General features: G+C 68.3%; 13 protein-coding genes. 6 read left to right on the forward strand and 7 right to left on the reverse strand.

The genetic code is table 11. The features are described 5' to 3' along the window. Window positions 1-80: 80 nt before the first annotated feature. The 3 genes from ABUA28_RS05140 to ABUA28_RS05150 form a co-directional block, all read right to left on the reverse strand. Window positions 81-1,418 carry an HNH endonuclease signature motif containing protein gene (locus ABUA28_RS05140; RefSeq protein WP_349902876.1) on the reverse strand — a complete coding sequence of 446 codons (1,338 nt, stop codon included), beginning with the start codon at window positions 1,416-1,418 and terminating at the stop codon, window positions 81-83. 158 nt (window positions 1,419-1,576) lie between these two features. After that, on the reverse strand, window positions 1,577-2,542 hold the full coding sequence (gene moaCB / locus ABUA28_RS05145) for a bifunctional molybdenum cofactor biosynthesis protein MoaC/MoaB (protein ID WP_349902877.1): 966 nt from the start codon (window positions 2,540-2,542) through the stop codon (window positions 1,577-1,579). Continuing rightward, a complete protein-coding gene (locus ABUA28_RS05150) occupies window positions 2,539-3,753 on the reverse strand; it encodes a molybdopterin molybdotransferase MoeA (RefSeq protein WP_349902878.1) in 1,215 nt (404 codons plus the stop codon). Before ABUA28_RS05150 ends, moaCB begins: the two co-directional genes overlap by 4 nt. A 127-nt stretch (window positions 3,754-3,880) precedes the next feature. Between ABUA28_RS05150 and ABUA28_RS05155 the strand changes: the two genes are divergently transcribed. Genes ABUA28_RS05155 through ABUA28_RS05170 form a run of 4 tightly spaced genes read left to right on the forward strand, consistent with a single transcriptional unit; the run spans window position 3,881 to window position 6,893 of the window. Continuing rightward, a complete protein-coding gene (locus ABUA28_RS05155; RefSeq protein ID WP_349902879.1) occupies window positions 3,881-4,285 on the forward strand; it encodes a TOBE domain-containing protein in 405 nt (134 codons plus the stop codon). Between the two features lie 25 nt (window positions 4,286-4,310). Beyond that, window positions 4,311-5,105 (forward strand): molybdate ABC transporter substrate-binding protein, encoded by a 795-nt coding sequence (modA, locus tag ABUA28_RS05160; RefSeq protein WP_349902880.1) that lies wholly within the window; start codon window positions 4,311-4,313, stop codon window positions 5,103-5,105. Then, window positions 5,083-5,916 (forward strand): molybdate ABC transporter permease subunit, encoded by an 834-nt coding sequence (modB, locus tag ABUA28_RS05165; RefSeq protein WP_349902881.1) that lies wholly within the window; start codon window positions 5,083-5,085, stop codon window positions 5,914-5,916. The genes modA and modB overlap by 23 nt, the downstream gene beginning before the upstream one ends. Then, entirely contained in the window at window positions 5,913-6,893 is a 981-nt protein-coding gene (locus ABUA28_RS05170) for a sulfate/molybdate ABC transporter ATP-binding protein (protein WP_349902882.1), read from the forward strand. The genes modB and ABUA28_RS05170 overlap by 4 nt, the downstream gene beginning before the upstream one ends. Here the strand turns inward: ABUA28_RS05170 and ABUA28_RS05175 are convergent. Next, window positions 6,886-8,442 carry a molybdopterin-dependent oxidoreductase gene (locus tag ABUA28_RS05175; RefSeq protein WP_349902883.1) on the reverse strand — a complete coding sequence of 519 codons (1,557 nt, stop codon included), beginning with the start codon at window positions 8,440-8,442 and terminating at the stop codon, window positions 6,886-6,888. The genes ABUA28_RS05170 and ABUA28_RS05175 overlap by 8 nt on opposite strands. A 94-nt stretch (window positions 8,443-8,536) precedes the next feature. Here ABUA28_RS05175 and ABUA28_RS05180 point away from each other — a divergent pair, with 94 nt between their 5' ends. Both ABUA28_RS05180 and ABUA28_RS05185 read left to right on the forward strand, forming a co-directional pair. Next, window positions 8,537-9,232, forward strand: a complete 696-nt coding sequence (locus ABUA28_RS05180) for an esterase/lipase family protein (RefSeq protein WP_349902884.1) — start codon at window positions 8,537-8,539, stop codon at window positions 9,230-9,232. Window positions 9,233-9,236: 4 nt separating this feature from the next. After that, window positions 9,237-10,721, forward strand: coding sequence for an MFS transporter (locus ABUA28_RS05185; RefSeq protein ID WP_407075414.1), 1,485 nt, complete (start codon window positions 9,237-9,239; stop codon window positions 10,719-10,721). On the opposite strand, the gene ABUA28_RS05190 is transcribed toward ABUA28_RS05185, so the two are convergent. Genes ABUA28_RS05190 through ABUA28_RS05200 form a run of 3 tightly spaced genes read right to left on the reverse strand, consistent with a single transcriptional unit; the run spans window position 10,657 to window position 13,606 of the window. Beyond that, window positions 10,657-11,544, reverse strand: a complete 888-nt coding sequence (locus ABUA28_RS05190; RefSeq protein WP_349902885.1) for a UbiA family prenyltransferase — start codon at window positions 11,542-11,544, stop codon at window positions 10,657-10,659. The genes ABUA28_RS05185 and ABUA28_RS05190 overlap by 65 nt on opposite strands. 9 nt (window positions 11,545-11,553) lie before the next feature. After that, a complete protein-coding gene (locus ABUA28_RS05195; protein ID WP_349902886.1) occupies window positions 11,554-12,531 on the reverse strand; it encodes an NAD(P)H-quinone oxidoreductase in 978 nt (325 codons plus the stop codon). 25 nt (window positions 12,532-12,556) lie between these two features. After that, window positions 12,557-13,606: an FUSC family protein gene (locus ABUA28_RS05200; RefSeq protein WP_349902887.1), complete on the reverse strand. Its 1,050-nt coding sequence runs from the start codon at window positions 13,604-13,606 to the stop codon at window positions 12,557-12,559. Window positions 13,607-13,627 lie beyond the last annotated feature (21 nt).

A 13,627-nucleotide genomic window follows, 5' to 3' on the forward strand; every position in this document is an offset into this window, starting at 1 on the left:
GTTGACGCTCTCGATTCGACCAGCGGAGGCTCGGTACGCTGCTCCGTCGTCCCGGCACACTCGACCAGCGAAGGGCGTGGTCAGGCGCGCAGCCGCACCTCGGGCACCGTGGTGTATTCGTGTCCGGTCGGGGATATCCAGATGAGTGCGCCCGGCGCGATGTCGGGAGGGTCGCCGTGGCTATCGAAGAGGCCGTCAAGCGGGTCGTCTGGCGGGTTGTCGCCTGGGGCGAGGTGCTGCACTCGCCATCCGCTGTTGTGTTTGAGTCGATGGTGACTGCGGCAGAGGTGCGCGAGGTTGTCGTGGCGGGTTTCGCCGCCGCAGGCCCAGTCGTCGGTGTGGTCGATGTCGCATTGGTAGGCGGGGCGGGAGCATCCGGGGAAGCGGCAGGTGCTGTCGCGCAGCCGCAACCAGTTCTTGAGGTCGCTCGGCACCCGATAGCTGTCTTTGCCCACGGAGAGCACGGCGCCGGTCTCTGGATGGGTGAGCAGGCGGATGAAGCTGGGTGCCTGTGCCGCGAGCGTTCGCGCGGTATCTGGATCGATGGGGCCGTAGCCGTCGAGGACGGCGGGTTCGCCGGAACGGCCGAGCAGAGTTACTGCCGGCACGGTGACGTACACGGTGGGACGGATGCCGCGCGGGCCTTCGAGGGCGGGTTCGCCGTCGATCAGGAGGTCGCGGAAGGCGTCTGCTCGTGCCTGCGCGAGCGTGCGTGTCGGAATGGAGTCGTGTGAGCTCTTGTCGATGGCCCGCAGGCAGCTGCCCAGCTCGGTGAGTCTGTGGTAGGCGGCGAGGGCATCCGCGGCGGGAAGGTAGGCGCTGAGCCAGGCCATGCCGTCGCGGCCGGGCTCGAATGTCACCTCGCGGTCGGTGGCGGCTCGTTCGCGCCGCTCGACGATCGATTCGGGGTTCGCGCGTTCACGCAGGGTGCGGAGCTTGCGCTCGAACTTGGCGACGGTGAGGGTGCGGGCGTAGGGGAGCGCTGCTGCTTCGAGAGCCGCTGTGGCATCCGCATCGAGTCCCACGACGCTGTCGACTATCGCCTCGGCATGGCGGTAGCTGATCTCGCCGGCCTTCAAGGCGACGAGGGTTGATGGTAGCGAGCGAGTGAGGCTGTGGGCCGTGGCGATCTGGTTCTCTGCGGTGCGCTCGGGAATCCTCAGCGCACAGGCTACCTCTGCCCTCAGCGACCGCCACTGCATCGACTGGGACGGTGTGAGAGGTGAGTTGTCGGTGGACGACACTTGGTCTTCCAGCTCGGTGAACACGATCGCCTGGTTGAGCAACTCGGCACGCATCGCGGTGAGCCCGGCGATCATCTTCTCGATGCCCACGACGATGTCGACGATGTCGGAAACGGTCTCGGCGACGGCCGCGTGCAGCGAAGGCTGCGCTTCGCTCGTTGCTGTGTCGATCACCGTTTCCATGCTCCAACCCAACACGCAACCACTGACATTCCGGGTGCAAACGTGGCGGTCTGTAGAAGAAGACTGTCGGTGAGGCCTCAATACGGCTGCCCCTCGCCGCGGCCTACTCGACCCGCGAAGAAGCTCGACCCGCGAAGGGATGCAGCAACCTAGTGCCGGGGATCCCCCGACGCCTGCGCCACCAGGTGCGGCAGCAGTTCGTCGAGCACAGTGAGGCCGTCCTTCACACCGCCGCGCGAACCCGGCAGATTCACGATCACCGTCTGACCAGCGAGCCCTGCGAGCCCGCGACTGAGCGATGCCATCGGTGTGGACTCCATGCCCTTTGCGCGCAGCGCCTCCGCAACGCCGGGCAGCTCGCGATCGAGCACCGCAGCAGTCGCCTCCGGAGTCTGATCGGTGGGGGAGACGCCCGTGCCACCGGTCGTGATGATCACGGCCGGGGCGGTCGCAACGACACGCGCCAACTCGGCAGCGATCCCGGCATCCGGCACCACGCTGACCTCATCCACGGTATAACCGCCAGCAGCAAGCCACGAAGCGATCACCGGCCCCGTCGTATCCGGCCGTTCGCCGCTCGCGCCCGTGGTAGAGGCGACGACGACAGTGGCCGTTCCCGGACGAACCGCAGCGGGGGCGATCACGCCATCCCTGGTCCAGTGGCCGCGCTTGCCGCCGGTCTTGCTCACGAGGCGGATGTCGCCCAGCACCGCCGCAGGATCGACCGCCTTGATCATGTCGTGCAGCGTCAGCCCCGCAACAGCCACGGCCGTGAGCGCCTCCATCTCGACCCCGGTGCGCCCGAAGGTCTTCGCCGTCGCCTCGATCGCGATCGAGCTCTCCTCCAACTCGAACGATACTGTGACCGAGTTGAGGTTCAGCTGGTGGCAGAGCGGAATGAGCTCCGAGGTCTTCTTGGCGCCGCTGATGCCCGCAATCCGCGCGGTCGACAGCACATCGGCCTTTGGCATGTCATCGGCCCGTACGAGCGAGATGACCTCGGCCGTCGTGGTGATCCGGCCCGCCGCGGTCGCGACGCGAGTCGTCTCGGACTTGTCGCCGACGTCCACCATCCGGGCCCGGCCATCCGAGTCGACGTGCGAAAATTCATTCATAGTGACCACACTCTCACGGTCTCGCCTGCCGCGAGCTCGGTGACGTCGGCGGGAATATCGACCAGCACATCCGCGCGCGCCATCGCCGCAACCAGGTGCGAGCTTGGTCCGGAGACGAGCTCGACGGAGCCGCGCGAATCGAGACGTCCGCGCAGGAACTGCCGCTTGCCCGCGATCGAGCGAATGCTCGTCGAAAGCGTGCGGTCCGTGGTCACGTCGTCGTCGCGCCCGGCGGCCTCGAGCAGCAGCGGCCTCGCGAAAATCGCGAACGACACCTGCGTGCTCACCGGGTTGCCCGGGAAGCACAGCACGGGAACGCCGTCGACCGTCGCGGTCGCCTGCGGCCCACCCGGTTGCATGGCGATGTGTCCGACGGATGCCCCGAGCGGCCCGATGGTCTCGCGCACCACCTCGTACGCCCCCTCCGAGATGCCACCGGAGGTGATGACGAGGTCGGCCAGGGCGGTCGCCCGGTCCAGGATGTCGCGGAACACCGCCGTCTCGTCGCTGCTGCGTTCGGCAAGCACGAGCTCAGCGCCGGTCTCCGTGACGGCCGCCGAGAGCGCGGTCAGGTTCGAGTCGAAGATCTGGCCCGGCCTCGGCGAGTCGCCTGGTGCCACGAGCTCCGCGCCGGTGCTGATGACGGCGACGCGAAGCCTGCGCCGCACAGGCACGGTGGTGATCCCCGCCGCCGCGAGGGCCGCGAGGTGCCTCGCCCCGAGCAGTTGCCCGGCAGGAAGCAATTCGGCGCCGGCGGCAAGATCGCTCGCCCGATCGCGCACGAAGTCGCCGGATGCCCGCCCCACCAGAATCTTCACCATCGCGCCGTCGAGCGGGTCGCCCCCGACCCCCGGCTCCACCTCCACGTCCTCGACCGGCACCACGCAGTCGGCGCCCTCCGGCACGACAGCACCGGTCATGATCCTGACCGCGGTACCCGGCGTGAGTACCGGCGGGTTCGCGGGTCCCGCGGGAATGTCACCCGTCACGGGAAGGCTCACGGGAAACTGCTCGAGGTCGGCAGAGCGCACGGCGTACCCGTCCATCTGCGAGTTGCGAAAAAGGGGAAGGTCGATGGGGGAGCGCACGACCGACGCGGTCACCCTGCCAAGGGCCTCGGCCAGCGGCAGCTCGGTCGCGCCCTTCGTGAGGCTCACCGATTCGGTGAAGAGTGTTCTGATGTGCCGTGCGTGTTCTTCGACCGAGGTCATTGCCATCTTTCTGCGCCGCCGTGTCGGGATGTCCCGCTCTTAAACCTTAGCTGCGGCGATAGCGCGCAAATGCGGGAATATATGCGCAGAATCCCCATGAATGCGGTAGTCAAGCTAGGATTGAGGCATGCCACAGCATCGATTCCGGGTCAGTGAGGCCGCCGCCCTGCTCGGTGTGAGCGACGACACCGTGCGGCGCTGGGCGGAGTCCGGCAGGCTCACGCTCGTGAAGGGCGATAACGGCCCGTCACTGGTCGATGGCGTCGAGCTCGCAGCGCTGGCCCAGTCGAACGCCCAGGATGCGGCGACGGAGACCGGCGGATCCCGCAGCTCCGCGAGGAACCGTCTCCGCGGCATCGTCACCAAGGTCACGAAAGACACCGTCATGGCGCAGGTCGAAATGCAGGCAGGCCCGTTCCGCGTGGTCTCGCTCATGAGCCGGGAGGCCGTGGACGACCTCGGTCTCGAGGTGGGGTCGCTCGCCATTGCGAGTGTGAAGTCCACCACCGTCGTCATCGAGCTTCCGGAGTGACCGTGATCACTCGGAGGTCACAGCCATGAGAATCCCACGCGTCGCGCTCCTGCCCGCGATCGTTGCCGTCACCCTTGGACTCGCGGCCTGCAGCACGACCGCGGCGACGGCATCCGCCCCGACGGCCGCCCGGGGCGCCGCGCTCTCCGGCACGCTCGTCGTCGACGCCGCGGCGTCACTCACCGACACCTTTCAGAAGCTTGGTGACGAGTTCGAGTCCAGGCACCCCGGGGTCACAGTGACTCTCAATTTCGGGGGCAGCTCCGGCCTCGCCGCACAGATCACCGCCGGAGCGCCGGTCGACGTCTTCGCCTCCGCGAGCCCAGCGACCATGAAGACGGTGACGGATGCCTCGGACACCAGCGCAGCCCCGGTTGTGTTCGTGCGCAACCGCCTCGAGATCGCGGTGCCGCGCTCGAACCCCGGGCGGATCACCGGCCTCAAGGACTTCACCGATCCCGCGAAGAAGATCGCGCTGTGCGCTCCGGAGGTGCCGTGTGGTGCCGCTGCCGTGAAGGTGTTCAAGGATGCGGGGCTCACTCCGGCGCCGGACACGCTCGAACAGGACGTGAAGGCCGCGCTCACCAAGGTGCAGCTCGGCGAGGTGGATGCCGCCCTCGTCTACCGCACCGACGTCAAAGCCGCGGGAGACAAGGTGAAGGGCATTCCGTTTGCCGAGTCTGCCTCCGCGATCAACGACTACCTCATCGCGCCACTGAAGTCGTCGGCGAACCAGAAGCTCGCCGCGGCATTCATCGCGTGGGTGCAGTCGGATAGCGGCAGAAAGATGCTGGGAGATGCCGGCTTTGAACTCCCCTGAGGCCGGAGACAGGCGCGGGTCGGGCATCCCCGGCATCCTGTGGATCCCCGCGGTGCTCGCGCTGTGCTTCCTGCTGCTGCCGCTCCTCGCCCTCGTGCTGCGCGCGCCCTGGTCTACGCTGCCGCACCAGCTCTTCAACCCGGTGATCGGCTCCGCCCTGGTGCTGTCGCTCGTGAGCGCCCTGTGCGCGACGGCCCTGTGCCTGCTGCTGGGCATCCCGCTCGCCTGGGTGCTCGCGCGCGCGCAGGGCTGGGCGACCGGGCCGCGACGGCTGCTTCGAGCCCTCGTGCTGGTTCCCCTTGTGCTGCCACCCGTGGTCGGCGGCGTGGCTCTGCTGCTCCTGCTCGGCCGCGACGGTGTGCTCGGGCAGTATCTCGACCGGTGGTTCGGCCTGAGTATCCCCTTCACCACGCCGGCGGTGGTGATCGCCGAGGCGTTCGTGGCGATGCCCTTCCTCGTGCTGGCCGTCGAGGGTGCGCTGCGCGGCGCCGATCGCCGGTTCGAGGACGTCGCCGCGACGCTTGGCGCCTCCCGCTGGTACATCTTCCGCAGGGTCACCCTGCCGCTCGTCGTGCCGGGAGTCGCGGCAGGAGCGGTGCTCTGCTTCGCCCGTGCGCTCGGCGAGTTCGGTGCGACCATCACCTTCGCCGGTAGCTTTCCGGGCGTCACGCAGACCATGCCGATCTCGGCATATCTCGCGATGCAGACCAATCCGGAGGGGGCGATCGTGATCTCGCTCGTGCTGCTCATCGTCTCCGTGCTCGTGCTGGTGAGCCTGCGTGACAAGTGGATCTCCGGGGTGGCCGCGTGAGTGCACAGGCCTCGATCGGCGGACTCGTCGCCGACTTCACTGTCGAGCGCGCGGGCTTCGACCTTGCCCTGTCGCTCGCGATTCCCGCACGGCGCACGGTTGCGCTCCTCGGACCGAACGGCGCGGGAAAGTCGACCTCGCTGCGCACCCTGGCCGGGCTCGTGCGCCCGGCTGGCGGCAGCATCCGTCTCGATGGTGAAACTCTTGACGATGGTGACGTGCACCTGGAGCCCGAGCATCGACGTGCGGGGTTCGTCTTCCAGGACTACCTGCTGTTTCCGCACCTGAGTGTCATCGAGAACGTCGCCTTCGGCCTGCGCGCCACCGGCATCGCGAAGGGTGAGGCCAGGCAGCGGGCGCTTGCCTGGCTGGACCGGGTCGGCCTAGCGGAGTTCGTGCACGTGCGCCCCGGTCGACTCTCGGGTGGGCAGGCGCAGCGGGTTGCCCTCGCGAGGGCGCTCGTGGGCGAACCGCGGATGCTCCTGCTCGACGAGCCGCTGTCGGCCCTCGACGTCTCCACCAGGGCGGGGCTTCGCACCGAACTCGCGAGTCACCTGCGCGAATACGGGGGATGCGCCGTGGTAGTGACCCACGACGTGCTCGACGCACTCGTGCTCGGTGACGAACTCGTCGTGCTCGAGAACGGTCGCGTCGTGCAGCGCGGAACTCCGGCGGAAGTCGTGCGTGCCCCCGCGACGGACTACGTGGCGCGGCTCGTCGGCCTCAACCTGGTGGACGGCGAGGTGTTCGCGCCGAGCGCTGTCACCCTGCACCGCGCACCGGATCCGTCCGGCCGCTGGGAAGGCACCGTGACCAGCATCGAGCAGCAGCTCTTCTCCGTGCGCGTGTCGGTGCTCGTCGGCTCGATCGATCAGACGATTCTCGCCGACGTTCCGGCCTCGATCATCGCCGAACTACGGCTGGCGCAGGGAGACCGGGTCTGGCTCGCGCCCAGTGCCGGGGTAGCGGTCAGCTGACCGTCACGTCGATGCTGTGCAGGCCGGTCGCGCCGTCGGGAACCACATCGGCCACTTTCGCGATCTGAACAGTGCCGTGCGCGTCGACGGCACGCACGGTGAGCACGTGGTGGCCCGACTTTGCCTGCCAGTCGTACTTCCACTGCCGCCAGGTGTCCGCGGAGATCGCATCGGCCAGCTCGGCCTCGGTCCACGGTCCGTCGTCGATCCTCAGCTGCACCGCACTGATGCCGGTGTGCTGGCACCAGGCGACGCCTGCGACCGTCACTGCGCCCGCGGCGACCGGGCCACCGCCATCCCGCGGCACGTCGATACGAGAGGACAGCTTCACCGGGCCGCGTTCCGACCAGCCTCGCTCGGTCCAGTACGCGGCGTACTTCGCGAAGGTCGTGACCTCGAGCTTCGTGACCCACTTCGTGGCCGAGACGTAGCCATAGAGGCCGGGCACGACCATCCGCACCGGATACCCGTGCTCGAACGGCAGCGGCTCGCCGTTCATCCCGATGGCGAGAATCGCGTTGCGATCGTCGGTGAGCACCGAGAGCGGAGAACTGGCGGTGAATCCGTCGACGCTCGTGGACAGCACCATGTCTGCTCCCGCCCTGGGGCCCGCGCGTCTCAACAGCTCTCGGATCGGGTAACCCAGCCACTTCGCATTGCCGATGAGATCACCGCCCACGTAGTTCGAGACGCATGCGAGGGTCGTGTAGCTCTCCTCGAGGGGGAGTGCCGCGAGCTCGTCGAAGGTGATGCTCAGCTCTGCGTCGACCATGCCGGAGATCGTCAGCTTCCAGGTCTTCGGATCCACAACGGGCACCTGCAGCGCGGTGTCGATCCGGTAGAAGTCCGCATTGGGTGTCACAAGGGGTGCGAGGCCCGCAACGTCGAAGGATGCTCCGGCGGGAAGCGCGGATGCCGGGGTCGCGGCCATGGGGAGCTTGAAGGCCGTGCGCACGGCCCTCGTTGCCTGCTGGCCGGCCGTCAGCATCCGCCCGCCGACCACGGCGAGTGCTCCGAGGCCCGCCGTCACGCCCGCGGCGATGAGAAAGCCGCGCCGCCCGGCGTCGTACGCGGGGGTGGATGCCGGAGCGGCGCGCAGCCGCTTCGCCAGCGAACCGAGGACCAGCACGGCGGCCACGATGGCGACGAGCGAGGGAACCGCGGCGAGTTGGCCCGCGTTGGCCCTGGTGACCGCGGCGACGACTCCGACGAGACCGAGAACCGCGAGCAGCGCGCGGCCCCACGGCGACCACCGCCGCTCGAGGAGTCCGGCGAGAGCCGACAGGATCGCGATGACGAACGCAAGGGTCACGAGCAGTACGATCTTGTCTGCGGTGCCGAAGAGCGAGATCACGGCATCCTTGACCCGGCCGGGCACGAGGTCGATCACGAGCGCGCCCACCACGAGAAGTGGACTGCTCGCCCGCGCCACCAGGGCCGCCGCGAGCTCCGCCGCTCCAAGGCCGAGGATGACAGAGGCGAGTCCGGCGACCGCGAACCACCAGCGCGGTGCGGACGGGCGCTCCGGAGCGTGCGACAGGGATGACATCGTGAGCCAAGCCTAGGTTCCGCGTCGCGTTCGTGCCTGCGTGCTGGCCGGGAATGGTATGTGTGCGCGGTTAGGGTGAATGGGTGGTGGAAGCATGAACATCGTGCGCTGGGTCTCCGCGTGGCTGCTCGATCGCGTGATCGTCGTGGGCTTCCACCTGCGCTATCTCGTCTCCTCAGCGGTTCCCGCCGCGTACTCCCGTGGCGAGCGCGCCCCCGTCGTGCTCGTGCAGGGCGCGTATGAGAACTGGCAGTTCCTGCGGCCGCTCGGCGACCGGCTGAACCGGCTCGGGCATCCCGTGTATGTCGTGCGAGAGTTGCGTCACAATCGGGGCCCGGTCGGCCCGAGCACCGACATCGTGGCCCGGTACCTGGTCGGGCAGGAACTGCGACGCGTGATCATCGTGGCGCACTCGAAGGGCGGCATCATGGGCAAGCAGCTCATGGTGACGGATGGCGTGGCCGAGCGGATCGACCGCATGGTCGCCATCAACGCCCCGTTCTCCGGCTCCCGCCTGGCCAGGCTCGTTCCCCGAACGACCCTCGGCGAGTTCACGCCCACCAACGGCACCCTCAGCGCACTCGCCCGGCACACGGAGGCGAACTCGCGCATCGTGTCGATCTTCAGTCGGCTCGACCCCGTGATCCTCGAGGGATGTCGCCTCGAGGGTGCCCGAAACATCGAACTTCCGCTGAGCGGGCACTTTCGCCCGCTGACCGGCGGGATGCTGCTCGACGTCGTTGTCGACGCGGTCGAAGACGCGCGGGATCCCACACAGGGGACAGAATGACTTCATGACGAATGAGCAGGCAGGCAGGTCCACCGGGACGCGAGACGCGATGACGAAACAGCAGAGACTCGTTCTCGCCATCGCCGTTCTCGCCTCGTTCGTCGCGTTTCTCGACGGCTCGGTGATCAATGTCGCACTGCCCGCGATCAGCCAGGATCTCGGCGGCGGGCTCAGCATCCAGCAGTGGGTCGTCGACGCCTACCTCATCACGCTCGGCGCGCTCATCCTCGTCGCAGGGTCTCTCTCCGATGTGTTCGGGCGCGTCGTCGTGCTGCGCTGGGGACTCATCGGCTTCGCGGTGACGTCACTGCTATGCGCCGTCGCACCGTTTGGCGAGTTCCTGGTCGTTGCTCGCGGTCTGCAGGGGATCGCGGGGGCGCTTCTCGTGCCGAGTTCGCTGGCCATCATCCTGTCGTCGTTCAGGGGGGCGGCGCAGGCGAGGGCCATCGGCCTATGGACGGCGTGGACGAGCGCCGCCTTTCTCACCGGGCCGCTCATCGGCGGATTGTTCGTCGATCTGCTGTCCTGGCGTCTCGTGTTCGTCATCAACCTGCTGCCGATCGCCGTCGCACTCTGGCTCCTCGCGGTCCTGAAGCAGCGCGATGCACGCAAGGAGGGCGTGGCGATCGACTACGCCGGTGCCGTGCTCGGCATCGTCGGGCTCGGCGGCCCGGTCTTCGCGCTCATCGAGCAGGCCAACTACGGCTGGGCGAGCCCCACGATCTATCTGCCCCTCGTCATCGGGCTGCTCGCACTCGCCGCCTTCCTCTGGCGCGAGCACACGGCGAAGCAGCCGATGATGCCGCTCGGCCTGTTTCGGATGCGAAACTTCGGGATGGGCAACATCGCCACGGTCGCGATCTACGGCGCATTGTCGATGGGCGGCCTGCTCGTGGTCGTGTTCCTGCAGCAGGTCGGACAGTACCCCGCAACCCTCGCGGGCCTCGCGATGCTCCCCGTGTCGATTCTCAACATCGCGCTCTCGCCGACCTTCGGTTCGCTCGCCGGTAAGTATGGGCCGCGGTTGTTCATGACCGCGGGGCCCATCATCGGCGGCATCGGCTACCTCATGATGACCTGGATCGACCAGACCGCGAACTATTGGACGCAGGTACTGCCGGGGACGATCGTGTTCGGCCTCGGGCTCTCGATCACGGTCGCGCCGCTCACCGCTGCGATCCTCGGATCGATCGACGTGAGCCAGGCGGGGATCGGCTCGGCGATCAACAACGCCGTGTCCCGGGTCGCGGGCCTCATCGCTGTCGCCATGCTCGGGATCATCGTGGGCGCGACGCTCGACGTGCCGGGCCTGCACCGCGGACTCGTGGTCACGGGAGTGCTGCTCATCGTGGGCGGCGTGATCTCGGCCTTCGGCATCCGCAATCTCCCTCGGGATGCGCGTGTCGCCGGGACGGCGGAGCCGCTCAGGCCAGCAGGCGCTCACCCGCTGCTGCCAGAAGTGCCACGTCCACCAGCGCCGCAGCGATGATGAGTCGGAACAGCAGGCGGCTCGGCGGTCTCGTGAGCACGAGCAGGATGCCCGTGGCCGCGATCCCGAGCGTCAGGATGAGTCCGAGGAACTGAGGCCAGTCCGCGCCGCCGCGGCCCATTCCACCGAGGCCCACGAACGCGACGACGGACGCGCTGGCCAGCACGAGGTAGGTCGCGATCCCGCTCGCGCGCCGCCCCATCCTGTGCGGCAGCCCGCGCACGCCGGTGGCCGCGTCGTCGTCGAGGTCGGGCAGCACGTTCGCGAAGTGGGCGGCCACGCCGAGCAGGGCTCCGAGCGCTATTGCCCACGGCGCGGCCTCCGCGGGCTCGGGGCTCGCGAGCGTGACGATCGCGGGCAGCAGGCCGAAGCTCACGATATAGGGGATCACCGAAGCGGGCGTGCGCTTGAGCCCCAGGTTGTAGGCCCAGGCCGAGGCGAGGAACACGACGTGGGCGAGCGTCGCGAGCCACCCGAGCGGAATGGTGAGAAGGATGGCGAGGGCCGCCGCCGCGAACGCGGCGTTCCGCACCGTGGATGCGGAGATCCAGCCACGTGCGACCGGTTTGTCTCGTCGGCCGACCGCGGCATCCCGCTCCGCATCGATCCAGTCGTTGCAGAGGCCGACCGAGAACTGGTCGAGCAGCATGGCGAGGCCCAGCAGCGCGACCCGCCAGGGCTCGAGGCCGACCGCGATTCCGAGCACGATCGTGACGACGGTGACCGCCGCGCTCGGGCCCGGGTGAGTGGAGAGCAGTAGCGAGACGATTCGGCTGCGCGGTGTGCGGTTTGGCGCGGGCCGTGACGACAGGGGTGCGGGCATCCTCTGGCCCTAGGGAACCAGCAGCAGTTTGCCGAAGCGCTCGGACGATTCCATGAGCTCGTGTGCCCTGGCTGCGTCTGCCAACGGCATTCTCTCGGAGATCGCAGGAATCACCTGCCCGGCCTCCACGAGCGGCCACACGTTCGCGAGCACGCTCGCGATGATCTCTGCCTTCTCCTCTGCGGTGCGCGCGCGGAGCGTCGTCCCGTGGATGGTCGCCCACTTTCCCATGATCCAGCGCGCGTCGATCGTGCTCGTCTGCCCGCTCTGGTTGCCGATCACGGCGATGCGACCGTGTCGCGCGAGGGCACGAAGGTCGCGCGCGAGGTAGTCGCCGCCGATGGGGTCGAGGATCACGTCGGCTCCTCGCCCGTCCGTGGCGTCGAGAATGCGCTCGACGAAGTCCTCGTCCCGGTAGTCGATCAGGATGTCCGCGCCGAGCCTGCCGCACTCCCGCAGCTTCTCTGCGCCGCCCGCCGTGACCGCGACGAGACAGCCGAGTGCGCGCGCCAGTTGGATCGCCACGGTGCCGATTCCGCCCGAGCCGCCGTGGATGAGCAGGGTCTCGCCCGCGCGGAGGTCCGCGTCGAGAAACAGGTTGGACCACACCGTCGCCACCGCCTCCGGCAGCGCGGCTGCGTCGACGACATCCATGCCGCGCGGTATCGGCAGGAGCTGGGACGCGGGCGCGACGACCCGCGAAGCGTATCCACCGCCTCCGAGAAGCGCGCAGACCTGCTGTCCCAGCGACCATTCGGTCACGTCGTCCGCGATTTCGATGATCGTGCCGGAGACCTCGAGCCCCGGCCAGTCCGGTGAACCGGCGGGAGAGGGATAGTTGCCCTCGCGCTGGCCCAGGTCTGCGCGGTTGACGCCCGCAGCGGCGACCTCGATGACGACCTCGCCCGCCGCGGGGTGAGGATCGGCGAACTCTGTCATGGTGAGCGCGCTCGGCCCACCGGGTGTGGGAACGGTCATTGCTCTCATGACAGTGCCTGCCTTATCTTCCTGGTCATTCCGGTGCGCCGATGATGCCCTCACGCACGCGCCGGAGATCCTCCAGCAGCGATCCGATCAGGATCCAATTCTGCTGGCTCGGCTTGGCGACCACGAGAGGCGCGGTCAGCGCGGGCAGTTCCGAGGTGATGGGCTGCGGATCCTCACCGGTCGTCCTGCGTTCCGGTGAGCGGGCGAGCAGGCGCAGGTCGTGAGCGGCGCGCGTCATCTCGACCGCGATGGACGTGACGATCGGATCGTTCACCAACTCGTCGTCATAGTGATCGTGCACCGCCCGGGCCATCCCGAGCACCTGTGTCACCAATGCGGTCAGGGAGATGAGGAAGTTCTGGTCATGGTCGAGCACGGTGCGATGCCGACCGCCGCGCGGATTGAACATGAGGCTGTCCTGGGCCCTGGAGAGAGTATCCGAGGCCGCCTTGCGCAGCTCCCTGAGGGCGCGCGCGTCCGCGAGGAGGCGTTCGCGCTCCGCGACGCTCTGGTGGGAACTGAGTGACGCGGAGAGAGCGTCGAGAGTGGATGCAACGCCGTCAGCAAGACTGGTCACCGCGGCGTGCGCGGGGCCGAGCATCACAGGCGGCACGATGATGACGTTCACCGCCAGGGCAATGGCCGCACCGATGACCGTCTCGATGATCCGATTCGCGGCGTAGCCAGGTGTCTGCGAACCGATGGAGAGCACGAGCATGGCGCTGATCGGGATCTGGTTGGCGGAGCCGGGGCCGAGCCGCAGGGTCCACGCGATGAGCAGTGACAGCACGATGACGCCGAGAACGGCCCAGCTCGCCGTGCCGAAGACCAGGCCGACTCCGTAGGCGAGAGCGACACCCGCGATGACGCCGATGCTGCGTTCGAGCCCCTTGGAGAGCGATTGGTTGACGCTCGGCTGCACGACCAGGAGTGCGGCGATGGCGGCGAAGATCGGAAAGGGCTGGTTCAGCAGCACCGTGCACAGCAACCACGAGGCAATGGTCGCAACGGAGGTCTTGAGCACCTGCAGGAGCGAGGTGCGAGACGAGGTCTGCAGGATCGTGGTCAGCTGCACTCGTCAAGCGTAGCCCGCAGG

The organism is Parafrigoribacterium humi (assembly GCF_040227205.1).
In the GTDB taxonomy this organism is placed as follows: Bacteria; Actinomycetota; Actinomycetes; order Actinomycetales; family Microbacteriaceae; genus Parafrigoribacterium_A; species Parafrigoribacterium_A humi.

What these genes read in the sequence shown, in the direction of transcription:
- moaCB (WP_349902877.1), bottom strand. Translation starts at nt 2,542, where the DNA reads ATGAATGAATTTTCGCACGTCGACTCGGATGGCCGGGCCCGGATGGTG.
- ABUA28_RS05150 (WP_349902878.1), bottom strand. Translation starts at nt 3,753, where the DNA reads ATGACCTCGGTCGAAGAACACGCACGGCACATCAGAACACTCTTCACC.
- ABUA28_RS05155 (WP_349902879.1), top strand. Translation starts at nt 3,881, where the DNA reads ATGCCACAGCATCGATTCCGGGTCAGTGAGGCCGCCGCCCTGCTCGGT.
- modA (WP_349902880.1), top strand. Translation starts at nt 4,311, where the DNA reads ATGAGAATCCCACGCGTCGCGCTCCTGCCCGCGATCGTTGCCGTCACC.
- modB (WP_349902881.1), top strand. Translation starts at nt 5,083, where the DNA reads ATGCCGGCTTTGAACTCCCCTGAGGCCGGAGACAGGCGCGGGTCGGGC.
- ABUA28_RS05175 (WP_349902883.1), bottom strand. Translation starts at nt 8,442, where the DNA reads ATGTCATCCCTGTCGCACGCTCCGGAGCGCCCGTCCGCACCGCGCTGG.
- ABUA28_RS05180 (WP_349902884.1), top strand. Translation starts at nt 8,537, where the DNA reads ATGAACATCGTGCGCTGGGTCTCCGCGTGGCTGCTCGATCGCGTGATC.
- ABUA28_RS05185 (WP_407075414.1), top strand. Translation starts at nt 9,237, where the DNA reads ATGACGAATGAGCAGGCAGGCAGGTCCACCGGGACGCGAGACGCGATG.
- ABUA28_RS05190 (WP_349902885.1), bottom strand. Translation starts at nt 11,544, where the DNA reads ATGCCCGCACCCCTGTCGTCACGGCCCGCGCCAAACCGCACACCGCGC.
- ABUA28_RS05195 (WP_349902886.1), bottom strand. Translation starts at nt 12,531, where the DNA reads ATGAGAGCAATGACCGTTCCCACACCCGGTGGGCCGAGCGCGCTCACC.